Consider the following 23,197-nt stretch of genomic DNA (forward strand, 5'->3'; position numbering starts at 1 on the left):
CTATGCGTCTTGTGATCGATTTACAGGCAGCTCAAGGCAGTGGCAGCGACCGCGGTATCGGTCGCTATTCGCGGGAGCTTGCGCTGGCCATGGTTCGCAATGCGCGAGCGCATGAGGTCACTATCGCGCTCAACGGTGTCTACATGGACAAAGCCGAGGAGTTGATCGCGACCTTCTCGTCGGTTCTGCCGCGCGAAAACATCCGCGTGTGGCATCCGCCACGCGGCGGCGTAGCGTTGCTTCATGACGCTCCACGCCTGGCTTACGCCGAAACCCTGCGGGCGCATTTCCTTGCCTCCCTTCAGCCGGACCTCGTGCATGTGTGCAGCGTGCTCGAAGACAACGATGTCGTTGGTTGCCTGCCGCGACAACTTCGTCGTTTGCCCGTGGTCGCGACCTTTTACGATCTCATTCCGTTATTGCGGCACGCCGAGTTTTTCGGGACGTCGAACGTACCTTCGCCCCATACCCGTTGGTATTACCGCGGCATTCAGGAACTGACGTCGTGCGAAGGGCTGCTCGCCATTTCCGAGTCCAGCCGCAATGAGGCAATCGATCATCTGGCCTGCGCGCCCGAACGAGTTTTCAATATACGTGCCGGTATCGGCCCGCAGTTCCATCCGACATCCTTGCCGGCTAATGAACGCGCGGCACTGCTCGCACGCTATGGCCTGCGCGACTCGTTCGTCATGTTTCTGGCCGCAGACACGCCGAACAAGAATGAAGCCGGCTTGCTGGCAGCCTATGCACGCCTGCCGCGGGCATTGCAGACAACACACCAGCTTTTTGTCGCGGGGCAACGAGATCGTGCCAGGTTGTATCAAAAGGCAGCGCAACTCGGCATCCCAACCGAAAGCCTTGTCTACACCCCCTTCGTGGAAGAGGACGACCTCCGGGCTCTTTATTCGGCGTGCAGTCTGTTTGTATTTCCTTCCCGGCACGAGGGCTTTGGGTTGCCTGCCGGCGAGGCGATGGCGTGCGGGGCACCAACCATTGTCAGCAACACCACGAGTCTTCCCGAAGTGATCGGACGCGCGGATGCCACTTTCGACCCCGAAGATCCCGACTCCATCGCCGCGTGTATGCGCAAGGTACTGGAAAATCCGTCGTTTCAACAGGAACTCGCAAACTACGGCCCGCGCCAGGCCGCGCAATTTACGTGGCACGCGTCGGCCGAGCGGGCTTGGGATGCGCTCGAGACGATCCATGACGCTCGATCGCGACAAGGTCACACACGGATCACGAGCGTCGTTCCCAAACGCCCCAGGCTGGCCTTTGTGTCCCCGTTACCGCCACGGGCCACCCGTGTGGCCGAGCACAGCGCAAGCCTTCTGCCCCGCCTCGCGCGCCATTACGACATCACGCTAGTCAGTGAGGAAGAAACCTCTGAGCACCTGCTGTGGGGATTTCCGCGACTCGCTCCGACCGACTTCCTCGCGCAGGCCGGGCGTTTCGATCGCGTCGTTTATCAAATCGGCAATTCGCCGTTTCATCGCTTCCAGATCGAAACGCTGCTGCCCTGCTGCCCAGGCGTGGTGATCCTGCATGACGCGGTTCTGTCCGACTTGATGTACGCGTCGGCCCGTGAGCGCGGACGCATCGACGAGTTCCGGGCTGTACTGCTGCAGGCGCACGGCTACCCTGCTTTGCGCTTCGCCGAAGACAATGGCATTGAAGCTGCGCTTCGGCACTACCCGTGCAGCCTCTCCGTGCTGCAGGAAGCCATTGGCGTGATCGTGTATTCGGATCACGAGATGGAAGTATTGAGCCGGCATTTCGGCACCGACGCGATGCACGCGCTTACCGCGGTTCTGCCGCCGCAGGAGTCCGCGGAAATCACTGCCGAACAGTGCGTCGATGCGATCGAAAAGGCCTATGCAACGCCGGGCGTCACTGTCGTCGCGCAAACCATGCAGACAGATATCCAGACTGTGTCGGCACTGCCGAATGGTGTAGCCGCCGCGTCGCGCAGCCTCGTGCGCAGTTTCCCGTCGCCATCGCGCGGCGGAGGATACAACCGGCTCCTGATCGATATCTCCGAATTGGCGCGTATCGACTCGGGTTCGGGCATTCAACGGGTCGTACGCGAGATTACCCGCCGCGCGCTTGAAACGCCGCCCCGCGGCTTGCGCAGCGAAGTTGTACGGATTCGCGAGGGGCTGTTACGCCATACGTACGCCAGGCCGCTGTCGCTGCTGGGTCTGCCCCCCCTCGATCTGCCGGAAGCACCGTTCGATGTCCGGGCCGGCGATGTGCTGCTCCTCGCCGACGTTTATCCGATCATCACGGCAGCCGAATTTGACGAATTACGGCGGTTGCGATTGAACGGCCTGCGCATCGTGGTGCTCGTCTACGACTTGTTGCCGTTGCGATGCCCTCAGTACTTCAACGACGATTTCGTCAAGCTCGTAACAGAGAACTGGTACGGCAGTCTTCTTGGCATCGCCGACGCTGCTGTTTGCATTTCCCGGTCTGTTGCCGACGATGTGATGGCCTGGCTCGACGAGGATCCCAGTCTGCGAAGCAGACCTCTACCGATCGGCTTCGCTCATCTCGGCGCGGATTTTCGCAATGACTTTCGCAGCGAAAATCTCAAAGGGCAAAGTTCGTCGGCCACCCTCGCTGCTCTCGACAATGCCCGGCTGCGTCCCAGCGTCATCATGGTGGGCACGGTCGAACCTCGCAAAGGCCACCCGCAGGTCTTTGCGGCATTCGAAAAACTATGGGAAGCCAATGAGAACCTAAATCTGATCATCATCGGCAAGCAGGGCTGGAAGATGGACCAGTTCTCCGAGCAGTTGCGGCGCTCCCCTGAACTGGGTAAGCGGTTGCATTGGCTACCTCGCTGCAGCGATGACGAGGTGCGCGCTCTCTACAGTGCGAGCTCAGGGCTCATCATGGCATCCGTCAACGAAGGGTTCGGCTTGCCGATCGTCGAGGCGTTTCAGGCAGGCTTACCGGTTCTTGCACGTGACATTCCGGTGTTTCGCGAGATTGCAGGCGACCAGGCGTGTTATTTCTCCGGAGACGATCCCCAAACGCTTGCCGTGGCGCTGCGAGACTGGGCCGCGAACGGCTTTGCGCCGCGCCCGCGGTCCGGCTCCGAATTCACCTGGGATAACTGCTATCGCAAGCTATGCAATGCGATTTTCGACGACGAGTGGTACGCGACATGGCAGCCGAAAAACAAAGGCGCATAGAGAGAGTCGTCGAATTTGCCGGCGGTCACGCGACGAATCTGGCCAAAGACGTCGTGTCGACCGACCGTTTCACCGCGTCTTTGGTCGCAAATCCTTAAGGCACGGCGCCCGCTTCGCCCTTGAATGTCCGCTTCGATCTGCGGATTCAATGGGTTGCGGGTATCCAAAAAAACATCAGGTCACAAGGCTTCGCCGCACTGCAGCCGAAAGTGTTGCGTAGCGCATTACCTTGATAGCCCACGGTGGCGAGTAGTCGAGAACGAATGCAACAAGCGAGAACTTCAGTTTCAGCTTGCGACGGACATACCTGCTCTGCCGTAAAACCTTCGCGTACTGTTTGAGAATTGCTACCAACTCCTGTTTGTCCGCGGTTTTTTTCGTTGTCGCTTTCAACGCATCCGAGAGGAACGCACGGCCAAATCGAGGCGCGATGCAGTCCCGGAAAAAAAACAGGCCTCGGTCCGGGTTGTCGGGAAACTGGCTCGACAGCTTCATGAAATACTTGAACCTGCTGCGACACATGCGGATGCTGTACGAAGTGCTCTCGCTATGAATGCACCAGACCGTGACCGGCTCGTCGACATAGTAGTTGGTGAAGCCATTGCGGAAAATTCTCAGGAAGAGATCATCATCCTCGTAGCCCATGAACTGCTCATCGAAGCCACCGACCGCTTCGAATGCCTTGCGCGTGATAATTGAAGCTGACGGCAGTACGAACATGTCGGATTTCAGCAGATCGATCAACGACTTTTTCGGGTTCGACGGCGAGTGCTCCTTCACTGAACTGGTGAATATCAATCCACCGTCACCGTCGGCAATATGTAAATCTGCATAAACGAAGCCGAGTCGGAGGTCATTTTCAGGAAGATTACCCACGAGAATCTCAATGTGATTTTCGAGGTAAAAATCGTCCTGATCGAGAAAGCATATATAGTCGGAGGTACTCGCAGCGACACCAGCGTTTCGCGCGGAGCCTTGCCCCCCGTTCGATTTATCGATTATGCGAAAGCCGTATTTTTGTGCCAGAGGATCAAGCGCGGCGCGCTCTTCAGCCTTTGAGCCATCGTTAACGACGATGAATTCCGCCGGCGCAATGGTTTGTTGGGCAACACTCTTGACGGCCCGTTCGAGCCATTTTGCACCGTTATAAAATGGAATAATCACGGCGACCGACGGTGTTTTATTCATATATGCTCCTCAGGACGCTTGAGCGTACCTTAAACAAATTACAAGCCGCTTTCTTCATTTTGAAAGTGCTGTTCGATTTCTTGAGCGGCGCAATCGCAGAAGACGCGCGCCAGCCCAACTCGTAGTGTTGTGCGAAAGGCTCTTGCGGGGTGTTTGCGCGCCCCGTATCCCCTCAAACAAGCGCATTCACGCGCGGCGGCGATGCCAGAGCGAAACTGTCTTCGTCCAAAGTCAGATTGGGACTATAAGACGGGTCGTTCCGTAACAGACTGCCCCACCGCCGCTGCATGTATTGGATCTCTCCATCGAAGTGAGCTTGTCTCGCAGAATCGCTGCCACAGTGTCGAATCGACGACTCGTGGTGAAACAACTCCGCATATGGGGTCCACACATTGCGATAGCCGGCTTCTTGCATACGTATGCAGAAGTCGACATCGCTGAACGCCATCACCGCCGCCTGCTCATCGAACCCTGCCACCTCTCGATAGACCGACTTGCGCACGATCATGCATGCAGCCGTCACCGCGGAAACAGTTCGAATGAGGCTGGCGCGGCCGAAGTAGCCAAACGAGCTGCGAGGAATACGTTGATGAACCGATCCGGCCACGCCATGCAGACCAAGTGTCATACCAGCATGCTGCACGGTACCGTCCGGATAAAGCAGTTTCGCGCCTACCGTGCCGACGCCGGGTTGCAACGCGATGCTGACCATTTCCGACAACCAGTCAGGCGAGAGTACTTCGATACCACTATCGATCAAGCCGACGATCTCGCCATTCGCCGCATCGACAGCCGAATTGCACCATGCGGAGAAGTTGCATGGCCGGTCGTCGCGCAATACCCGAGCCCTGCCGCCGCGCTCGAGTGCGGCCAGATAGTCCAGCGTCGCGGGCTCGTCTGAGCCCGCATCGACGATAAGGATTTCGAAATTGCCGTAAGTGGTCTTCTCGATAATGCTCGCGAGGCACTGTTTGAGCAATTCGAGTTCATTTCGGATTGGAATGACCAGGCTGACAAGCGGCGCGGGGGCTGGAAGCGCGTATCGTGCACGGTATCCGTTGACTGCGAACTCCACCGCGCCGCGAACTCCAACTCTGCCGAAGTGATCGTTAAGCGCCCGCTCGCCGGCCACTACGGCATAAGGCTTTGCATCCGCGCCCGCTGCCGTGCTCTGCGCGTGGACCCGCCAGTGGTACAGCACGCGAGGGATGTGATGGATCGCGCCAACGCCTGCGCGCTCGACGCAACGAAGCGCAAGATCATAATCTTGCGACCCTTCGTAACCCTCGCGAAACCCTCCCACCTCGTCCAGCAGAGTGGTCTGAAACACCCCCAGATGACTGAACATGTTTTGCGAGAGAAACAGATCCGGGTTCCAGTCACACTTGAAATACGGCTCACGGCGCTTGCCGGCTTCGTCGATCTTGTCTTCGTCGGAGTAGATCATCCGGATCGAGGGATTACGCTCGATCGCATCAGCAACGCAATAGAGCGCATGTTCCGGCAATATGTCGTCGTGGTCGAACAGCGCAACCCATGCGCCCGTCACAAGTTCGAGCGCGGTATTCGATGCCGCGGAAATGTGACCGTTTTTCTCGCGGAACGCGACCTTGATCCGTTCGTCCGTATGGGCATAGCGCTCGAGTAACGGACGGATCTCGGGATTGGTCGACACGTCGTCCGCGATGCACAGTTCCCAATACGGATAGAGCTGCCCGCGAACGGATTCAATCGCCTCAGCCAGCCATTTGGGATCGGGATTGTAGACGGGCATCACTACCGAGATTCGCGGCGGATTTTCAAAGCCCGCGATGCGCGCGCGAATGGCCACGCGAGTTGCGTCGTCGATGTGATCGTAGCGGCGCAACCATTCGGCGTAGAGCTGCGGAGCGACAGTGCCAGGCGCGCCCGCGCGCAACCACGCGATCCGTCGCTTCAGGCCTGCCAGACCTTCGCGGCGAAAGACCCCGTAGGCTTTGCGCACGGCCCAGCGCAATCCATCGCCCGCGACCAGCCGGCTCAGCAACGAACGTGCTCTACGCAACTTCATTGATTCAGCGTCCCGCGATACCGCCGTTGCCATTCAAAGCTTCAGCCCCCCATCGCAGTCGCATACTGCGACACGACTTCTTCGACCTCGCCGAACGCACGCACACATCCGCGCTCCATCCAGAGTGCCTTGTTGCATACCTTGCGAATTTCGCTGTTCGAGTGCATCGCGAGAACGACGATCTCGGCCCGACCGCGCAGTTCGTGGAGGCGCGCTTCTGCCTTATGCATGAACGACGCATCGCCTACACCCATGACTTCGTCGAGAAGCAGGATCTCCGCGTCGACCGATGTCGAAACGGCGAACGCGAGTCGCATCTTCATCCCGCTCGAGTAAGTGCGAACCGGCAGGTCCAGATAGTCACCCAACTCGCTGAATTCCGCGATATCGCTCTGCTTCTGGCGAATCTCCGCATCGGTCATGCCGAGCAGCAGCCCGCGCAAGCGGATGTTCTGCATGCCGGTCGAGTTGTCGTCCATGCCGAGACTGATGTCGAGCAACGGCACGACTTTGCCCTCTCGCGACAGCGTGCCGGCCGTCGGAGGATAGATGCCGGCCATCGCACGCAGCAGTGTCGACTTGCCCGCGCCATTGTGGCCGATCAGTCCAACCCGATCGCCGCTCTCGAAGCGGAAGGTCAGATCGTCCAGAGCGCGTACGACGATGACACCGTCGTTGCCCTCCGCAATCCGGTTGCGCCGCCCCATCCGCAGCACCTGTTTCTTCAGCGAGCGACCCTGCACGTCGAAAATCGGCAGGTCCAACGTCACGTTGTTAAGTTCAATGTACGCCATGTCGCTCTCTTCAAACCCAGTACGGAAGACGTTTCAAATAGCGGCCAGTCATCAGCAACGCAATAGGCCAGCCGATCACAGCCATGCCAATAGTCACTTGCCATGCCACCATGCTCGGCATTTGCCCGATCAGCGGCGCGCGCACGATTTCGATCAGATAGGCGAGCGGATTCCATTCGACGATGAACGCGAATCTGTTCAGCGCCTCGGGCCGGAAAATGATTGGCGTGACGTAGAACGCGACTTGCAGCAATGCGCTGATGATTTGCGGCAGGTCACGAAAGCGTGCGGACAACAGGCCCACCGTCATCGCAATCCACATCACGTTCAGCAGATATACGAGCAAGCCGGGAATGAACATCGGCAGCGCTTCCCAGCTTTTGACGCCATAGATCGCAAGGAGGCCAATAACAATGACGAAGTTATGGGCGACGACGATCAGATTGCGCCATATGACCTGCAGAATGAAGATCAGCTTGGGCGTAGGGACCTGCCGTATGTACGACGCACCGCTAATGTACGCAACGCTTCCCTCGTTCACCGACTGCGAAAACAACCCCCACAGCACGATGCTCGACGCAAGAAACGGCAGATATTCGTTCATCTTCTGGCCGAACAGCGTGCCGTACACGACGCCGAGCGAGGTGATCATCACCCCCATACTAATCGTCAGCCAGAACGGCCCAACCCGCGAACGCGCATAGCGCTGCCGAATCTCCAGCCAGCCAAGCAGCGTCCACAACCGCCATGACGCGAGGCTCTGTTTGAGGTCAAGAAGTGAAAGAGTCAACATGCAAGCTGTCTATTTGAATGGAATATATAAAGTGGGTGGTGTGCGCGTTTCACAGTGCGCCATCGCGCCCAGTCAGTCCATGCCAGATCCCCAGCAACGACAGACGCAGGTGCAGCAGGCGAGGTTGCATGAATAACGCGTAGATCACGAGCCGGACCGGCATCTTCACGAGTTCAGTCGACTTCCAGCTCCAGGGCACATAGGCCCGCCGGATCAGTGCGATCGCATTGCGGAACAGATAATAATGCCGGACCGCGCTGTGCCCCGGATAGCTTCGTCCGAACACCTTCACCGGTTCGCCGCCCAGTTCATGCGCGAGCCGCAACGCCGGCGCGCCGAGCACCGAATAGCCCTTCGCGCGAGCCCGCGCGCACCATTCGAGATCGACGAAATCGATGAACAAACCATCGTCCATCGGACCGATCTCACGCCAAACGTCGAGGTTCACGCACGAGCCCGACGTAATCAGGAAGTCGACGTCGATCGGCTTCACGCCCTCGGGCGGAATCCGCCGCAGCCACAGGTAACCGAAGCGCACGAACGGCGCCACGCCACGCAGGCGGGTATCTTCGTACGCCGGCCCGATCAGCGCGACGCGCCGGTCGCGCAGCCGCTCGGCCGCGAGCGTCTCGGGCAGCTCCCGCAGCAGTTGCTCCGACGGTTCGCTATCCTGATCGAACATCAACACCGACGTGCAGCCCGCCGCGTGCAGCCGTTCGATGCCCTGGTTCAGCGCGGTCGCAATCCCGAGGTTCGCGCCGTTCGCGACATAGTCGATTTGGGCATCCAGGCCAAGCGCCGCCGGCGTGCTGACGCTCTCGGTATTGTCGATCACCACGCACGGCCATACCTGGGCGAGCCGGTTCGCCCGGGCCACGCAATCGTGGTCCGGGCGATAAAAGACGATTACGACACCGGCTTGCTCCCGACGCGACGAATTCTGGTCCAAGTTACTCACTCAAACACAGCTTCAGCGCATCGGCCCAATCCGGCAAACGCAATCCAAATGCTTCGGTCAACTTGTCGTGCGACAGCCGCGAATTGGCCGGCCGCTTCGCGGGCACCGGATAGTCGCTCGCCGGAATCGGCACGACCTTCGGCGCGCGTTCGCCCATTGCGTTCGCGAAGATCGCCTCCGCGAAGCCATGCCACGAAGTCGCGCCGGCCGACGTGAAGTGATAGACGCCGGAACGCCGCGCCCACCAATCCGTCCGGTCGGGCGCCGCCAGCGCTTGCGCGGCGATGTGCGCGGTTGCGGTCGCGATCGTTTTCGACCACGTCGGCGCGCCGATCTGATCGGCGACCACGCGCAACTCGGGACGCTCGTTGCCGAGCTTGAGCATCGTCAGCAGGAAGTTCTTGCCGCGCCGCCCGTACACCCAGCTGGTACGCAAAATCAGATGCGCGCAGCCGGTCGCCGCGATCGCCTGCTCGCCCTCGAGCTTGGTCAGCCCATAGACGTTCTGCGGATTGGTCGCATCCGTTTCGACATAGGCGCCTTCTTTGGTGCCGTCGAACACGTAATCGGTCGAGTAGTGAATCAGCGCCGCGCCGCTCGCCGCCGCCTCTTCCGCGAACACGCGCGGCACGTCGGCATTCAGACGACGCGCGGCGTCGACGTCGGTTTCCGCCTTGTCGACCGCGGTATAAGCGGCCGGATTGACGATCAGCGACGGCTTCAACTCCCGCACGACGGTGCGCACGCGCTCCAGATCGGACAGATCGAGGACCGAACGGTCGCATGCCACCACGCGCCCCAGACCTTGCAGCGAGCGCAGCAGTTCGAAGCCGACCTGCCCGTTCACTCCCGTCACCAGAATCGTCGGCTCAGGATTCACGCTCACCTCACGCATAAACTTCGGCATCGCCGAGCTGCTTGCCCGCCGCATCCTTCGCCGCCAGCAGCGGTTCGAAATCGATCGGCCATTCGATACCAATGGCCGGATCGTTCCACACGATGCTGCGCTCGTGCTCGGGGAACCAGTAATCGGTGGTCTTGTAGAGGAACTGCGCGGACTCCGACAGCACCACGAAACCATGCGCGAAGCCGGGCGGCACCCACAGCTGCCGATGGTTCTCGACCGACAGCGTCACGCCGACCCACTTGCCGAAATTGGGCGAGCTCTTGCGGATATCGACGGCGACATCGAACACTTCGCCTTCGACCACCCGCACCAGCTTGCCCTGCGCGTGCTCGATCTGATAGTGCAAGCCGCGCAGCACCCCACGTGCCGAGCGCGAATGGTTGTCCTGCAAGAACTCGACATTCGACTCGACTTTCTCGGCGAATTCCTGCGCATTGAAGCTTTCGAAGAAGAAGCCGCGCGCATCGCCGAACACCTTCGGCTCGATGATCTTGACTTCGGGCAGCGCGGTTGCGGTTACCTGGATGGCCATGCGACGTGATCCTTCAGAATGTTTTGCAGGTACTGGCCGTAGCCGTTCTTCGCGAGCGGCTTGGCCAGCGCGAGCAGCTGTTCGCCGTCGATCCACTGGCGCCGGTAGGCGATTTCCTCCGGACACGCGACCACCAGACCCTGGCGCTTTTGCAGCGTCGCGATGAAGGTTGCGGCTTCGATCAGCGAGTCGTGCGTGCCGGTGTCGAGCCACGCATAACCGCGGCCCATGATCTCGACGTTCAGCGCCGCGTTCGCGAGGTAGCGCGAATTGACGTCGGTGATTTCGAGTTCGCCGCGCGGCGACGGCTTGATGTCGGCGGCGATGTCGCAGACCTGTTTGTCGTAGAAGTACAGACCGGTGACCGCGTAGTTCGAGCGCGGCTTGGCGGGCTTTTCCTCGATCGACAGCGCGCGGAACTGCTGGTCGAACTCGACCACGCCGTAGCGCTCCGGATCCTGCACGTGGTACGCGAACACGGTCGCGCCATCGGGCTGCTCGTCGGCGCGCTCGAGCTGCTTCGCGAGATCGTGGCCGTAGAAGATGTTGTCGCCCAGAATCAGCGCCGACGGATCGTTATTCACGAACTCGCGGCCGATGATGAACGCCTGCGCGAGTCCGTCCGGCGACGGCTGCACCGCGTACTGGATATTCATCCCCCACTGGCTGCCGTCGCCGAGCATCGCCTCGAAGCGCGGCGTGTCCTGCGGCGTCGAGATGATCAGCACGTCGCGAATGCCCGCCACCATCAGCGTGGACAGCGGGTAGTAGATCATCGGTTTGTCGTAGACCGGCAGCAGCTGCTTGGAGACGACGTGCGTGATCGGATACAGGCGGGTGCCGGAGCCGCCCGCGAGAATAATGCCTTTGCGCGCCATTACCGTGTCCTCACGCGCGTTGCGCGTAGTTGGTCTCGACCCACTTCCGGTATTCGCCCGAAGCGACTTCGTCGACCCATTGCTGGTTGTCGAGATACCACTGGACCGTCTTAGCCAGACCGGTTTCGAACGTTTCCGCCGGCTTCCAGCCGAGTTCACGTTCGAGCTTGCGCGCGTCGATCGCATAGCGGCGGTCGTGGCCCGGGCGGTCCGTCACATAGGTGATCTGGTCGCGGTACGAGCCGGCCGCCTTCGGGCGGCGCGCGTCGAGCAGATCGCACAGCGTGTGCACGACCTCGAGATTCTTCTTCTCGTTCCAGCCGCCGACGTTGTACGTCTCGCCGGGCGTGCCGCGCGCGAGCACTTCGCGGATCGCGCTGCAGTGGTCGCCTACGTACAGCCAGTCGCGCACGTTCTGGCCATCGCCGTAGACCGGCAGCGGCTTGCCCGCGAGCGCGTTGGCGATCATCAGCGGGATCAGCTTTTCGGGGAACTGGTACGGACCGTAGTTGTTCGAGCAGTTGGTCGTCAGCACCGGCAGGCCGTACGTGTGGTGGTACGCGCGCACGAGGTGGTCGGAGCCGGCCTTGGTCGCCGAATACGGGCTGTTCGGCGCGTACGGGGTGGTCTCGGAGAATTGCGGATCGGTTGCGGACAGCGAGCCGAACACTTCGTCGGTCGATACGTGCAGGAAGCGGAACGCCGCGCGTTCGGCCTCGCCGAGCGTATTCCAGTAGCTGCGGGTCGCTTCGAGCAGCGTGAAGGTGCCGACCACGTTGGTTTGCACGAAATCGGCCGGGCCGTGGATCGAGCGATCGACGTGGCTTTCGGCCGCAAAATGCAGGACCGCGCGCGGCTTGTGTTCGGCGAACAGCGCGTCGAGCGCCGCGCGGTCGCAGATGTCGACGCGCGCGAACACGTGTTTGGGATTGCCCTGATGCGCCTTCAGCGTGCCCAGATTGCCGGCGTAAGTGAGCTTGTCGACGTTGAGTACCGCTTCGTCCGACGCATCGAGCCAGTCGAGCACGAAATTGGCGCCGATAAAACCGGCACCGCCCGTTACCAGAATCATGAAATTCCCTTCCAGGTATGGGTGACAGACCGCAGTGACTGTGCCGGCCCGCGCATCCCGCGTGGTGGTGGTGTTCGTTTTTGCTGGCACCCGTCGCGCCGCCGCGCACAACCAGCGGACACTCAGACGCCAATTTTAAGAAGGCCCAATTATAAAGCGGCCCGGAGCAAAAACTAGAACCCTAACAACTTGAAACAGCTTGACAAAATCGGTCGCGATCGGTCAGTAAAATAACTTTTTTAAACGCACTTAAAAGTGTTTTAACGAACGTAACGCCGCAGGACGCGGCGGGCAGTGCGACTCGCAGGAAGAAAGAAAATGCAGACGTAAGGATTGCGAAAGCTGCCCCAGAGGGCGCCGCTGCGAGCGTTAGCGGCGCGAAAGCCACACTCGGCAGCCGCGTGCACCCTTCCTCGTTATGCGCCCAGCATCCAGCGCAACGTCTCGGTGAAAGGAATCGATTCGACCGACGGCACCAGCGAGTGCAATTTGGCCGGCGAGCCCGCCAGCATTTTGACGTCCGTCTGGCGGACGAAGGCGGGATTGATCTGAACTTCGAGTTCGTGGCCGGTCAGCTCGCTCGCCGCGGCGAGAATCTCGCGCAACGAATACGGGGTGCCGGTGCAGACATTCACGATCTCGCTCGCGACGTCGGCATCGAGCAGCGCCTCGTATGCGCTCGCCACGTAGCGCACGTCCGAGAAGTCGCGTGCGATGTCGATGTTGCCCAGTTCGATCGACGGCGCGCGGCGCGCGAAATGGCTGACGATCTTCGGCACGAGGAAGTTCACCGCCTGGCCGCGGCCGGTGTAGTTGAACGGCCGCGCGATCAGGACCGGCAGACGGTCGAACCACGTGCGCACCATCGCTTCCATCGCCGCCTTGCTGGCCGCGTAGTGATTGACCGGGTTGAGCGGGAAGCTCTCGTCGATCGCCGCGCTGCTGACGTTGCCGTACACGTTCGCGCTGCTCGCGATCAGCAGCTTGCGCGGCACATGGCCGATCGCCGCGCACGCTTCGAGCAGGTTCAGCGTGCCGAGCACGTTGACGCGATAGAAGTCGAGCGGATCGGCGTGCCCGACGAAGCTGATCGCGGCCAGATGCACCATGTAGTCGGGGCGCACGCTGTCGAGCACGCGCCGGCATTCGTCCGGCGACGTGATATCGATCCTGATGCGGGTCGGCGTGTCGGGCTGGTCGCCGCCGGACACCGCTTCGATCACGGTATGACCGCGCGCGAGCAGTTTGTCGACCAGATAGCGGCCGGTGAAACCGCTGGCGCCCGTGACGAGCGTACGAAAGGATTGCGGCGCTCCGACAGAGGAGCTGCTGGCTTCGTTCACGAGAGTCATCCTGTTTGTTGTGGCGCAATAACGCGCGCGGTTCTCGATGCTTCGCCGGCAAGCGGCGTGTGCCAACCGAGGGCGCGGTATCCGAACGTCAAACGGGCTATTATGTCACGCTAACTTGCTGCACCGCCCACCGCGGCACGTCTCGTGCGTGGCCGCGAGTATCGAATCGCTTCCACTTCGTTTGATGACACCGTCCACCGCCTCCAGCCCGTCCACTTCCCCGGCCCCTCTTGCGTTCGGCGATCTGCAAGGCTGCCGCAAGCCGTTCGAACAACTGCTCGCGAAAGCGGCGCCGCCGGCCGGCACACCGCTGTGGTTCGCCGGCGACCTGATCAACCGGGGGCCGGAATCGCTGGCGACACTGCGCGACGTGATCGCGCTCGGCGAACGCGCGGTGCCGGTGCTCGGCAATCACGATCTGCATCTGTTGTCGGTATCGGCGGGGATTCGCAAGTCGAAGAAAGGCGACACGATCGACGAGATTCTCGCCGCGCCCGACGCCGCCGATCTGCTCGAATGGGTACGCCACCGGCCGCTCGCGCATTTCGACCACGGCATGCTCATGGTGCACGCGGGCGTGCTGCCGCAATGGGACGTCGCGCTCACGCTGGAACTGGCCGACGAATTGCAGCGCGCACTGCGCGCGCCGACCTGGAAGGAAACGCTCGCGGGTCTGTACGGCAACGAGCCGAGTCGCTGGACGCCGGCGCTCAAGGGTATCGACCGTCTGCGCGTCACTTGCAGCGCGCTCACGCGCATGCGCTTTTGCACCCCCGACGGCACGATGGATTTCAGCAGCAGCGGCACACTCGCTTCGGCGCCGGCCGGCTGCGTGCCGTGGTTCGACGCGCCCTCGCGCCGGACCGCCGATGTCACCGTCGTGTTCGGCCATTGGGCCGCGCTCGGCCTGCTGATGCGCGAGAACCTGATCGGCCTCGATTCGGGCTGCGTGTGGGGCCAGAAGCTGTCGGCGGTGACGCTCGCGAAGCATCCGGCGCAGCGCACGCTGACCCAGGTCGATTGCGATGCTTGCGCGGTGCCGCACGGCGGGAATTGACTAGAAGAGAGTGAAGCCCGGTTGGGCGCGTTGCTGATCGGTGCGCTGCTGGCGCGCTGCTGGCACGTTAAGGCCAGCAGTAAGAACTCAGGCCGAGCGGCCCGGTTGATCGACCGGCTCGATCAGCGGGTCGACCGCGCCGGCCGCGGAAGATGCCGCAGCGTGGTTCGCTTCGCGCTCCTGTGCGAGCGAACCTGCCGGCGCCCGGCCGCGCTGCAGATCGGACAGCGCGCCGGCCACCACCTGCTGCGCCTGCGCCGCCAGCTCGCGGCGGTCCGCGCCGGGTGCGAGCGGCGCGCCGACATACACGTGAGCGGTCAGCGGCCCGCCGCGCAACAGCATGTCGAGCGAATCGGACAACGACAGATCGTCGATATACGCGGGCGCGGTCGATTGCTTACCCGCCGCGTCTTCATACATGATGCACACCGGCTGCACCGGCACACCGGCCGACACCGCGGCCTGAAACATATTCGCGTGAAACGGCAGCAGCGCGAGCCCGTTCGATGTCGTGCCTTCCGGAAACACGCACATCAGCTCGCCGGCGCTCAAACGGCCCGCGAGTTCGTGCATGATCCGCTTCGCGTCGCTGCGCTTCTCGCGCTGGATGAACACCGTATCGAGCTGCTGCGCAAGCCAGCCGACCAGCGGCCACTGCCGGATCTCCGCCTTCGACACGAACGGCGTCGGCCGCCACGCATTGATCACGTAGATGTCGATCCACGAGATGTGATTGGCGACCACCAGCGCGCCGCGGTCGAGCCGCGCCGCGTCGTTGTGCACGACGAGCCGCATTCCGCACAGCCGCAGCATCTTCAGCGACCACGCGCGATTGAGCGCGTGACGCCGCTCGGCGCTCGCGTTCGGAAAACGCGTCGCGACGGTCCACATGCCGTGCAGCAGATGCGCGATGAGACGGACCTTGCGTAACGCGAGCTTCATGAGCGGAGCTTTCCTCGATGGGGCCGAAACCGAAACGCGGCGGCTCAGCGTGCTTCGTACGCGAGCCGGCCCGCCACCACGGTCGCCCGCACGCGGGCCGGCAGTTCGTAGCCGAGGAACGGCGTGTTGTGCCCCTGGCTCTTCAGCGCGCGCGGCTCGACGCGCCAGTGCGCATGGCGATCGAACACGCACAGATCGGCGACCGCGCCGAGCGCGACGCTGCCGGCCGCTTCGAGACCGAGCACCCGCGCGGGCGCCGCGGTGATGCGGTTCAGCGCGGTGGCGAGCGGCACGCCCGCTTCGTCGGCCCATTTGACCGTCAGCGACAGGAACAGCTCGAGACCGGTCGCGCCCGGCGTGGCCTCGGCGAACGGCAGCAGTTTTTCGTCGTCGTCGACCGGTGTGTGGGCCGAGCAGATCGCGTCGATCGTGCCGTCGACCAGACCCGCGCGGATCGCTTCGCGATCGCGCTGCTGACGCAGCGGCGGGTCCAGGCGGAACTGCGCGTCGAAGTAACCGATGTCGAGATCGATCAGATGCAGGTGGTTCGCGGTCACGTCGCACGACACGGGCAGGCCCTCGGCCTTGGCCGCGCGCATCAGCTCGACGCCGGCCGCCGAAGAGACGTGCGAAATATGCACGCGCGCACCGGTCACCCGGACCAGTTCGAAAATCGTATGCAGTGCGATCGTTTCAGCGGCGACCGGCACGCCCGACAGACCGAGCCGCGACGCCAGCGCGCCGCTCGCGGCGACGCCGCTCTTGCCGAGATACGCATCGACCGGACGCAGCCACGTGGTGAACCCATAAGTCTTCGCGTACTGCAGCGCGCGCATCATCACCTGGGTATCGACGATCGGCGTATCGGCCTGCGAAAAGCCGACGCAGCCCGCCTCGGTCAACTCGACCATCTCGGTGATGACCTGCCCTTTCAAACCGACCGTCAGCGCGCCGAGCGGATACACGTGCGCCTGGTTCAGATTGCGCGCGCGAAAGCGCAGCATTTCGACGAGGCCCGGTTCGTCGAGCGTCGGATCGGTGTCCGGCGGACACACGAGGCTCGTCACGCCGCCGGCGACCGCCGCGGCCATTTCGGATTTGAGCGTCGCCTTGTGCTCGTAACCCGGCTCGCGCAGCCGCGCGCACAGGTCGACCAGACCCGGCGCGACCGTCAGGCCGCGCGCGTCGATCGTGTGTTCGGCCTGGAAACCGGCCGGCGCGGCGCCGAGCGCGGCGATCTTGCCGTCGGCGATAAAAATGTCCTGCTGCTGTTCGGTGCCCGCTGCCGGATCGATCAGCGTGCCGCCTTGAATATGAATCTTCATGCGCTGCCTTTGTTAAACCTGTGGTTCAGCCGGTGCTTCGGCTTCCTGATCAGTCGTTGTTGCCCGCGACGATGCCCATCACCGCCATGCGCACCGCGATCCCGAACGTCACCTGGTTCAGGATCACCGATTGCGGGCCGTCCGCGACCTGCGAGTCGATCTCGACGCCGCGGTTCATCGGACCGGGGTGCATCACGATCGCATCGGGCGCGGCGAGCGCGAGACGCTCGGGCGTCAGGCCCCAGCTCTTGAAGTATTCCTGCGACGACGGCAGCAGCGCGCCGCTCATGCGCTCGTTCTGCAGACGCAGCATGATAATCACGTCGACGTCCTTCAGACCTTCGTCGAGGTTGTGGAACACCCGCACGCCCATCTGTTCGAGGCCGCCCGGCAGCAGCGTGCGCGGACCGATCGCGCGCACCTCGGGCACGCCGAGCGTGGTCAGCGCATGAATGTCGGAGCGCGCGACGCGCGAGTGCAGGATGTCGCCGACGATCGCCACGCGCAGCTTCGTGAAGTCCTTCTTGTAGTGGCGGATCGTGTACATGTCGAGCAGCCCCTGGGTGGGGTGCGCGTGCCGGCCGTCGCCGGCGTTGATCACGTGCACGTGCGGCGCACAGTGCTGCGCGATCAGATACGGCGCGCCGCTCGACGCATGACGCACGACGAACAGATCCGCGTGCATCGCCGACAGGTTGTTGATCGTGTCGAGCAGCGATTCGCCCTTGCTGGTCGACGACGCGTTGATGTTCAGGTTCAGCACGTCGGCGGACAGGCGGGTGGCCGCGATTTCAAAGGTGGTGCGGGTGCGTGTCGAGTTCTCGAAAAACAGGTTGAACACCGACTTGCCGCGCAGCAACGGCACCTTCTTCACTTCGCGGTCGGTGACGCTGACGAATTGATCAGCGGAATCGAGAATCTGGTTGACGATGGCCTTCGGCAGACCTTCGATCGACAACAGATGTTTGAGCTCGCCGTTTTTCGTGAGCTGCGGATTGCCCTTCAGGAAGCCGTAACGAAAGCGCTCGGACGCGCTAGCGGAAGAATCCTGCGGAGCCTGGGTGGCGGTGTTCATGGTGTACCTGCTTCAAATACGGACTACGACGTGATCGGTGTCGCCGCGCACTGGGGGCGATGCTCGCGGGCTACGCGAATTTCAATCGACGCGTGCTTCGGTGTGAAAAGAAAACCGCTGGCCGCCGGCGCCGTCGTCGTCGCGGGCCAGCACCAGCGTCGCGTGGGCGGGCACGTCCACCGCGCCGCCGACGAAGCGCGCCGCCACCGGCAGTTCGCGGCCGCCGCGATCGGCGAGCACCGCGAGTTCGACCGCGGCCGGGCGGCCGTAGTCGTACAGCTCGTTGAGCGCCGCGCGAATCGTGCGGCCGGTGTACAGCACGTCGTCGACCAGCACGATGCGGCTGCCGTCGACCGCGAACGGCAACGAGGTCGGGCTCGCCTGAGCGTGCAGGCCTTTCTTCGCGTAGTCGTCGCGATGCAGCGCGACGTTCACCACGCCGAAAGCCGGCACGCTCAGGTCGCGCGCGAGACGCTCGGCGAGCCACGCGCCACCGCTATGAATGCCGGCCAACGCCACCGCATCGGCACTGCCGGGCGCGGCGGCGAGCCGCTCGCCGTAGGCCGCGCGAATCTGGTCGAGCAACGCGCGATACAGCGCTTCGGCGTCAATGGAACTCATGGTCGTCGGAAAGTTCGTCTAGATATTGCTGGAGGATGATGCTCGCGGCCTGCGCGTCGAGCATGTCGGCGCGGCCGTTGCCGGCGCGGATTTCCGCCTCGGCCTCGACCGACGAATAACGTTCGTCGACCCATGTGACCGGCAGATTGAAGCGGCCGTTCAGCTGGTTGCCGAAGCGCTTCGCGAGCTGCGTGCGCTCGTGCGGGGTGCCATCGGGATGCATCGGCAAACCGACGATCAGCGCGTCGGGCTTCCATTCGGCGATCAGCTTGCCGAGCGCCTCGAAGCGATAGTCCTTGCTGCGGTTCTGTACGACGACGAGCGGCTGCGCGCGGCGCGTCAGCGAATTGCCGACCGCCACGCCGATGCGTTTTACCCCGTAGTCGAACGCAAGCAGCGTCGCCTCACGTCCGGCCGACTGACTCATGCCTGCCCTCTCATGCGTGGCCGGCTTCGCCGGACAGCATCGACAGCGACACGCCGAGCAGCGCGAGCGCCGCTTCGAGCCTGTCTTCGGCGGGCACGTCGAAGACGATCTTCGGATCGGCCTCGACTGTCAGCCAGCCGTTCTTGGAGATTTCGTCCTCGAGCTGACCGGCGCCCCAGCCGGCATGACCGAGCGTCAGCAGAAAACGCTCCGGACCGGTGCCGCTCGCGACGGCTTCGAGCACGTCTTTCGAGGTGGTCATTTCGAGGCCGCCCGGCACCGACATCGACGACGTATAGCCGCTGCCGCTTTTCGGTTCGTGCAGCACGAAGCCGCGCTCGGTTTGCACCGGGCCGCCAAAGTAAACGGGGACATGGAGAAGCGGTTCGATCTCGAGCTTCAGATCGATGCGATTGAAGAGCGCCTGCAGGTCGATATCGGTCGGCCGGTTGATCACTAGGCCGAGCGCGCCGCGCTCACTGTGATCGCAAAGGTAGACCACCGTTCCCGAAAACGTCGGATCGGCCATGTTCGGCATGGCGATCAGGAACTGGTTGGTCAGATTGATGCGATCGGTACTCTTGGACATAGTTCGGATTTTAGCAAAGACGATGCGGGATGGCGGGCTGCGTTGAGCATCGCCGCGCGAGGGGTTGCAATGCGCGTGCCGCGTGCCATCGACGCCGGATCAGGTTGCACTCTATCACGCGCGCGGCTCGCGCCATGTCGCGATCAAGCGGGGAAACAGCGCGCGCAACCACGCGTTCGACGCGGTGCGGCGGTTGCGCTTCAGCGGGTGATCGGGACGGCTCGGACGGCTTCCCGGCGGCTCGTTTCAAATGGCCTCGCCAGGCAGAGCCCGGCATCGCATCGCGGCGCGACCGCGCAAGGTTCGGCAGTCGTCACCCGGTCCGTTGCATCTGGAATCGCATCGCATCTGCGACGTGCGCTCGGCCTGCGTACCCCGCGCCCGGGTCCCGCCGCCGGGCAGGCTCGAAAGCGCGCTTACGCGCCGCCCTGCTCGATCGCACGGGTGAGCGCGCCAAGCGTCGCCTGCAACTGCCCGCCGCCGGCCGGCGCGACGCCCGCGGCGACCTGGTGCAGCGTCGCGCGCAACACTTCTGCGGCCTGTTCGAGCGTCGCCGCCGGCGGCGCGCCGACGATCACATGCGCGCGCACCGCCGGCGTCGCGACGCCCGCATGCGCGCGACGCCGCCACGCGAGCCCCAGCGCATCGGCGAGCAAAGCGACGTGACCGAGGCCGAGCGCGCAGGCCGCGGCGCCGAGCCGGTAAGCGGCATCGCCCGCCTGCAGTGCTTCGCTCGGGTCGGCCTTCTCCGGCTGATCGGCCGCGCGCGCATGGGCGGCCAACGCCTGGATCGACGCGTCGGCGGTCTGCAGAAAGTCTTCGTAAGCATTTGCGTTGACGGTCAGCACGCCTAGCTCGCGTGTCGACGACAGCGCCTGAGCCTGCTGCGCGCCCGCCTCCCACAGCATCTCCGACGACTGCGTGGCGGCCACGTGCCAGTCGACGGTCAGCCCGTAATCGCGCAGCACCTCGACCTGCCCGGCGTCTTCCGCGGCCGCGCCGAACAGCGCGTAGTCGCGCCACAGCAGCGCGAGCGTCGCGCGCACCAGCGAGCGCGGCGCCCGCTCGATGCCGCGCGCGTGATCGGCGAGCGCCAGATTGCAGCGCGCGTAAAAGCGCCGGGTGTCGGTGTCGCGGGCCGCGTGGCCGCGCGCGCGCAAGGCCTTCGCGCAGGCTCGCGCGAGCCGCCAGAAGTCATACGGATCGGGACCGGCCAGTTCGACGAACACCGCGTCGAGTTCGTCGAGGCCGGCATCGGTGACGGCAAGCGCGACCGCGCTGCCGGTGTCCGCCTGCGAACGCAGCACCGGGAGCAGCGCGCGCTCGTAGCGGACCCGCAGATGCGCGAGCAGCTCGGCCGGGTGCGCGTGCATGGACGCCGGCGGCACCGGCCGCGCGCACAGCGCGAGGTCTTCGAAGCCGATCGCGGAACCGGGCATGTGGTCGGCCAGTTGCGCGCACAGTTCGCAGTAGTGATGGAACAGTGTCGGCGAGCAGCTCAGCTCGCGCAGATTGTGGCGCTCGAGCGCCGCGCGCAATTCGTGCAGCGCCGCGCCGAACACCGGGCGGGCGCTTTCCGCCTCGGCCGCCTCGGCGCCGGCAAGCGGCGACAGCCGCACCAGCGCATCGACGAAACGCTGCGCGCTGAACCAGCCGGCGGTGCGCAACGCATAGGACGCCCGCAGCAACGCGGCGCCGCTTTCGGCGTGCCGCTCGAATGCAAGCGACGCCTCGGCGAGCGCCAGCTCGGCGGCGCGGACCGCACCGCCGCGCGGGTTAGGCAGGGCATCGAGGGAAACGGGTGCTGCGGATCGAAGAGTCATGGGCAGGCGGCACGAAGCTGACGGATCGTCGCTTCGCGCACGCTGCACAGTGCTCGGCCAACGCGCGAACCAGCGACAGGACAATCACGGACTACCGTTGCGACACGGCGCGCCCAACGATGTTCCGCGCCGCCAGGATGAGACTCGGTGCCGGCGGCGTCAAGCTTCAACGCGGCCGGCCCGGAAAGACCAGAGAAACCAACGAGAATCAGACTGCAACCTGCATCACAACCCGGAGCTGGGATCAGCCGGCCGAAGCCGGCGGCCCGGCAAGCTTCAGATCTGCACCATCTCGAAGTCTTCCTTGCGGGCTCCGCACTCCGGGCAGGTCCAGTTGATGGGAACGTCTTCCCAGCGCGTGCCCGGCGCAATGCCTTCGTCCGGCAAGCCGGCTTCTTCGTCGTAAATCCAGCCGCAAATCAGGCACATCCAGCTTTGATATTCCATTCTTGTGTCGCGTCGTTGAGTCCGTGGAAACGGGAGCCATGATGGTACCGTGTTGGCGCCCCCATGCCTAGCAATCGAAAACGCGCAATCGTAGCGTGCGCCGGCCTCCGGCGGGGCGTCCGCGGACGCCTTTCGCGACGCTTGCGGCGTCATGCCACGTAACGGCGCGCGCGCCGGGGCCCGCGCGAAAAAACGCCCCCGGCGCGGTTTAGGCCGCATAATTGAGCCAATTGCGCCTCGCGCGCCGAAAACCGCACCTTTTACTCAATTCATGCCCAGCGACACGCCTCCGATCGTCCTCACCTTCGGCCTCTCCGACCCGACCGGCGGGTCCGGCCTGCAAGCCGACCTGATGACTCTTGCCAGCATGGGCTGTCACGGCGTCTCCGTGCTCACGGGATACACCGTGCGCGACTCGGCCAACTGCGACGAAGTCACCGGCCTCGACCCGGACGTCGTCGCGACCCAGGCGCGCATGCTGCTCGAGGACATGCCGGTCGCCGCGTTCAAGGTCGGCGCGTGCACCCGTGCCGAAGTGGTCAGCGCGATCGCCGAAGTGGTCGCAGACTACGACGACATCCCGCTGATCCTCGCCCCCGATTTCACGCTCGACGACGAACACGTGCTCGCCGCCGACGAACTACGCGAAGCGATCGCCGATCTGCTCGCGCCGCAAACCACGCTGCTGGTCGCCGATGCGGCGACGCTGCTCGCGCTGGCGCAGCCCGATGGCGACGCCGAAGCGCCGAGCCTCGATGCGGCGATCTCGCATCTGCTGTCGCAGGGCTGCGAGTACATTCTGTCGACGGAAACCGGCTCGCACCGGCTCGTCAACACGCTGTTCAGCGAAGACGGCCAGTTGCGCCAGGACACGTGGGACCGCGCGAGCCATCGGCTGACCGGCTTGACCGACACGCTCGGGTCGGCGATCGCCGCGTTGCTGGCCAACGGCCAGGAGCCCGCGGAGGCGGTACGCGAGAGCCAGGAGTATCTGTATCAGGCGGTGCGCAATGCGTTCCGGCCCGGGATGGGCTCGTATATGCCGGACCGCTTCTTCTGGGCTCGCAGCAGCGACGACGACGAAACCCCGCCGGCACCCGGCAAAGGCACGGCGCCCGGCGAGGCGCGGCATTGATCGGGGTCAGCCGCGCATAGGCGAGGGCTGAG

Annotated in this window: 21 protein-coding genes; 3 read left to right on the plus strand and 18 right to left on the minus strand. The window is 63.5% G+C overall.

Annotation, left to right across the window (positions count from 1 at the left end; all coding sequences use genetic code 11):
* Positions 1 to 2: 2 nt before the first annotated feature.
* Entirely contained in the window at positions 3 to 3,200 is a 3,198-nt protein-coding gene (locus LJ656_RS04320) for a glycosyltransferase family 4 protein (RefSeq protein WP_230508047.1), read from the plus strand.
* Positions 3,201 to 3,374: 174 nt separating this feature from the next.
* Here LJ656_RS04320 and LJ656_RS04325 read toward each other — a convergent pair whose 3' ends face one another.
* From LJ656_RS04325 to LJ656_RS04370, 10 genes are all read right to left on the minus strand, one after another.
* Positions 3,375 to 4,388, minus strand: coding sequence for a glycosyltransferase family 2 protein (locus LJ656_RS04325; RefSeq protein WP_230508048.1), 1,014 nt, complete (start codon positions 4,386 to 4,388; stop codon positions 3,375 to 3,377).
* 172 nt (positions 4,389 to 4,560) lie between these two features.
* Positions 4,561 to 6,438, minus strand: coding sequence for a glycosyltransferase family 2 protein (locus LJ656_RS04330; protein WP_230508368.1), 1,878 nt, complete (start codon positions 6,436 to 6,438; stop codon positions 4,561 to 4,563).
* A gap of 41 nt (positions 6,439 to 6,479) precedes the next feature.
* Positions 6,480 to 7,232: an ABC transporter ATP-binding protein gene (locus LJ656_RS04335; RefSeq protein WP_230508049.1), complete on the minus strand. Its 753-nt coding sequence runs from the start codon at positions 7,230 to 7,232 to the stop codon at positions 6,480 to 6,482.
* A gap of 10 nt (positions 7,233 to 7,242) precedes the next feature.
* Complete coding sequence (locus LJ656_RS04340; protein ID WP_230508050.1) at positions 7,243 to 8,025, minus strand: ABC transporter permease; 783 nt, start codon at positions 8,023 to 8,025, stop codon at positions 7,243 to 7,245.
* A 49-nt stretch (positions 8,026 to 8,074) separates the two neighbouring features.
* Positions 8,075 to 8,983, minus strand: a complete 909-nt coding sequence (locus LJ656_RS04345) for a glycosyltransferase family 2 protein (RefSeq protein WP_230508051.1) — start codon at positions 8,981 to 8,983, stop codon at positions 8,075 to 8,077.
* Positions 8,976 to 9,878 carry a dTDP-4-dehydrorhamnose reductase gene (gene rfbD / locus LJ656_RS04350; RefSeq protein WP_230508369.1) on the minus strand — a complete coding sequence of 301 codons (903 nt, stop codon included), beginning with the start codon at positions 9,876 to 9,878 and terminating at the stop codon, positions 8,976 to 8,978. The genes LJ656_RS04345 and rfbD overlap by 8 nt, the downstream gene beginning before the upstream one ends.
* Positions 9,871 to 10,422 carry a dTDP-4-dehydrorhamnose 3,5-epimerase gene (rfbC, locus tag LJ656_RS04355; RefSeq protein ID WP_075295752.1) on the minus strand — a complete coding sequence of 184 codons (552 nt, stop codon included), beginning with the start codon at positions 10,420 to 10,422 and terminating at the stop codon, positions 9,871 to 9,873. Before rfbC ends, rfbD begins: the two co-directional genes overlap by 8 nt.
* Entirely contained in the window at positions 10,407 to 11,300 is an 894-nt protein-coding gene (gene rfbA / locus LJ656_RS04360) for a glucose-1-phosphate thymidylyltransferase RfbA (RefSeq protein ID WP_230508052.1), read from the minus strand. Before rfbA ends, rfbC begins: the two co-directional genes overlap by 16 nt.
* A gap of 10 nt (positions 11,301 to 11,310) precedes the next feature.
* Positions 11,311 to 12,372, minus strand: a complete 1,062-nt coding sequence (gene rfbB / locus LJ656_RS04365; RefSeq protein WP_230508053.1) for a dTDP-glucose 4,6-dehydratase — start codon at positions 12,370 to 12,372, stop codon at positions 11,311 to 11,313.
* Positions 12,373 to 12,788: 416 nt separating this feature from the next.
* A complete protein-coding gene (locus LJ656_RS04370; RefSeq protein ID WP_230508054.1) occupies positions 12,789 to 13,724 on the minus strand; it encodes a GDP-mannose 4,6-dehydratase in 936 nt (311 codons plus the stop codon).
* A gap of 184 nt (positions 13,725 to 13,908) precedes the next feature.
* Here LJ656_RS04370 and LJ656_RS04375 point away from each other — a divergent pair, with 184 nt between their 5' ends.
* Positions 13,909 to 14,781 (plus strand): symmetrical bis(5'-nucleosyl)-tetraphosphatase, encoded by an 873-nt coding sequence (locus LJ656_RS04375; protein ID WP_230508055.1) that lies wholly within the window; start codon positions 13,909 to 13,911, stop codon positions 14,779 to 14,781.
* 87 nt (positions 14,782 to 14,868) lie between these two features.
* On the opposite strand, the gene LJ656_RS04380 is transcribed toward LJ656_RS04375, so the two are convergent.
* From LJ656_RS04380 to LJ656_RS04415, 8 genes are all read right to left on the minus strand, one after another.
* Positions 14,869 to 15,723, minus strand: coding sequence for a lysophospholipid acyltransferase family protein (locus tag LJ656_RS04380; protein ID WP_230508056.1), 855 nt, complete (start codon positions 15,721 to 15,723; stop codon positions 14,869 to 14,871).
* A gap of 44 nt (positions 15,724 to 15,767) precedes the next feature.
* A complete protein-coding gene (locus LJ656_RS04385; RefSeq protein WP_230508057.1) occupies positions 15,768 to 17,048 on the minus strand; it encodes a dihydroorotase in 1,281 nt (426 codons plus the stop codon).
* A 49-nt stretch (positions 17,049 to 17,097) separates the two neighbouring features.
* Positions 17,098 to 18,123 (minus strand): aspartate carbamoyltransferase catalytic subunit, encoded by a 1,026-nt coding sequence (locus LJ656_RS04390; RefSeq protein ID WP_230508058.1) that lies wholly within the window; start codon positions 18,121 to 18,123, stop codon positions 17,098 to 17,100.
* Positions 18,124 to 18,204: 81 nt separating this feature from the next.
* Positions 18,205 to 18,744, minus strand: a complete 540-nt coding sequence (gene pyrR / locus LJ656_RS04395; RefSeq protein WP_230508059.1) for a bifunctional pyr operon transcriptional regulator/uracil phosphoribosyltransferase PyrR — start codon at positions 18,742 to 18,744, stop codon at positions 18,205 to 18,207.
* Entirely contained in the window at positions 18,731 to 19,171 is a 441-nt protein-coding gene (gene ruvX / locus LJ656_RS04400; protein WP_230508060.1) for a Holliday junction resolvase RuvX, read from the minus strand. Before ruvX ends, pyrR begins: the two co-directional genes overlap by 14 nt.
* A 10-nt stretch (positions 19,172 to 19,181) precedes the next feature.
* Entirely contained in the window at positions 19,182 to 19,760 is a 579-nt protein-coding gene (locus tag LJ656_RS04405) for a YqgE/AlgH family protein (RefSeq protein ID WP_230508061.1), read from the minus strand.
* Positions 19,761 to 20,176: 416 nt separating this feature from the next.
* Positions 20,177 to 21,583: a FimL-related protein gene (locus LJ656_RS04410; RefSeq protein ID WP_230508062.1), complete on the minus strand. Its 1,407-nt coding sequence runs from the start codon at positions 21,581 to 21,583 to the stop codon at positions 20,177 to 20,179.
* A gap of 276 nt (positions 21,584 to 21,859) precedes the next feature.
* Positions 21,860 to 22,030, minus strand: coding sequence for a rubredoxin (locus LJ656_RS04415; RefSeq protein ID WP_006047743.1), 171 nt, complete (start codon positions 22,028 to 22,030; stop codon positions 21,860 to 21,862).
* A gap of 271 nt (positions 22,031 to 22,301) precedes the next feature.
* On the opposite strand from LJ656_RS04415, the gene LJ656_RS04420 reads away from it, so the two are divergent.
* Positions 22,302 to 23,165 carry a hydroxymethylpyrimidine/phosphomethylpyrimidine kinase gene (locus LJ656_RS04420; RefSeq protein ID WP_230508063.1) on the plus strand — a complete coding sequence of 288 codons (864 nt, stop codon included), beginning with the start codon at positions 22,302 to 22,304 and terminating at the stop codon, positions 23,163 to 23,165.
* The last annotated feature ends 32 nt before the right edge of the window (positions 23,166 to 23,197 follow it).

The organism is Paraburkholderia sejongensis, from assembly GCF_020880815.1.
GTDB lineage: Bacteria > Pseudomonadota > Gammaproteobacteria > Burkholderiales > Burkholderiaceae > Paraburkholderia > Paraburkholderia sejongensis.

Bases quoted from the DNA above. Each gene is read 5' to 3' on its own strand.
- LJ656_RS04320 (WP_230508047.1), top strand. From the start codon at position 3: ATGCGTCTTGTGATCGATTTACAGGCAGCTCAAGGCAGTGGCAGCGAC.
- LJ656_RS04325 (WP_230508048.1), bottom strand. From the start codon at position 4,388: ATGAATAAAACACCGTCGGTCGCCGTGATTATTCCATTTTATAACGGT.
- LJ656_RS04330 (WP_230508368.1), bottom strand. From the start codon at position 6,438: ATGAAGTTGCGTAGAGCACGTTCGTTGCTGAGCCGGCTGGTCGCGGGC.
- LJ656_RS04335 (WP_230508049.1), bottom strand. From the start codon at position 7,232: ATGGCGTACATTGAACTTAACAACGTGACGTTGGACCTGCCGATTTTC.
- LJ656_RS04340 (WP_230508050.1), bottom strand. From the start codon at position 8,025: ATGTTGACTCTTTCACTTCTTGACCTCAAACAGAGCCTCGCGTCATGG.
- rfbD (WP_230508369.1), bottom strand. From the start codon at position 9,878: ATGCGTGAGGTGAGCGTGAATCCTGAGCCGACGATTCTGGTGACGGGA.
- rfbC (WP_075295752.1), bottom strand. From the start codon at position 10,422: ATGGCCATCCAGGTAACCGCAACCGCGCTGCCCGAAGTCAAGATCATC.
- rfbA (WP_230508052.1), bottom strand. From the start codon at position 11,300: ATGGCGCGCAAAGGCATTATTCTCGCGGGCGGCTCCGGCACCCGCCTG.
- rfbB (WP_230508053.1), bottom strand. From the start codon at position 12,372: ATGATTCTGGTAACGGGCGGTGCCGGTTTTATCGGCGCCAATTTCGTG.
- LJ656_RS04370 (WP_230508054.1), bottom strand. From the start codon at position 13,724: ATGACTCTCGTGAACGAAGCCAGCAGCTCCTCTGTCGGAGCGCCGCAA.
- LJ656_RS04375 (WP_230508055.1), top strand. From the start codon at position 13,909: ATGACACCGTCCACCGCCTCCAGCCCGTCCACTTCCCCGGCCCCTCTT.
- LJ656_RS04380 (WP_230508056.1), bottom strand. From the start codon at position 15,723: ATGAAGCTCGCGTTACGCAAGGTCCGTCTCATCGCGCATCTGCTGCAC.
- LJ656_RS04385 (WP_230508057.1), bottom strand. From the start codon at position 17,048: ATGAAGATTCATATTCAAGGCGGCACGCTGATCGATCCGGCAGCGGGC.
- LJ656_RS04390 (WP_230508058.1), bottom strand. From the start codon at position 18,123: ATGAACACCGCCACCCAGGCTCCGCAGGATTCTTCCGCTAGCGCGTCC.
- pyrR (WP_230508059.1), bottom strand. From the start codon at position 18,744: ATGAGTTCCATTGACGCCGAAGCGCTGTATCGCGCGTTGCTCGACCAG.
- ruvX (WP_230508060.1), bottom strand. From the start codon at position 19,171: ATGAGTCAGTCGGCCGGACGTGAGGCGACGCTGCTTGCGTTCGACTAC.
- LJ656_RS04405 (WP_230508061.1), bottom strand. From the start codon at position 19,760: ATGTCCAAGAGTACCGATCGCATCAATCTGACCAACCAGTTCCTGATC.
- LJ656_RS04410 (WP_230508062.1), bottom strand. From the start codon at position 21,583: ATGACTCTTCGATCCGCAGCACCCGTTTCCCTCGATGCCCTGCCTAAC.
- LJ656_RS04415 (WP_006047743.1), bottom strand. From the start codon at position 22,030: ATGGAATATCAAAGCTGGATGTGCCTGATTTGCGGCTGGATTTACGAC.
- LJ656_RS04420 (WP_230508063.1), top strand. From the start codon at position 22,302: ATGCCCAGCGACACGCCTCCGATCGTCCTCACCTTCGGCCTCTCCGAC.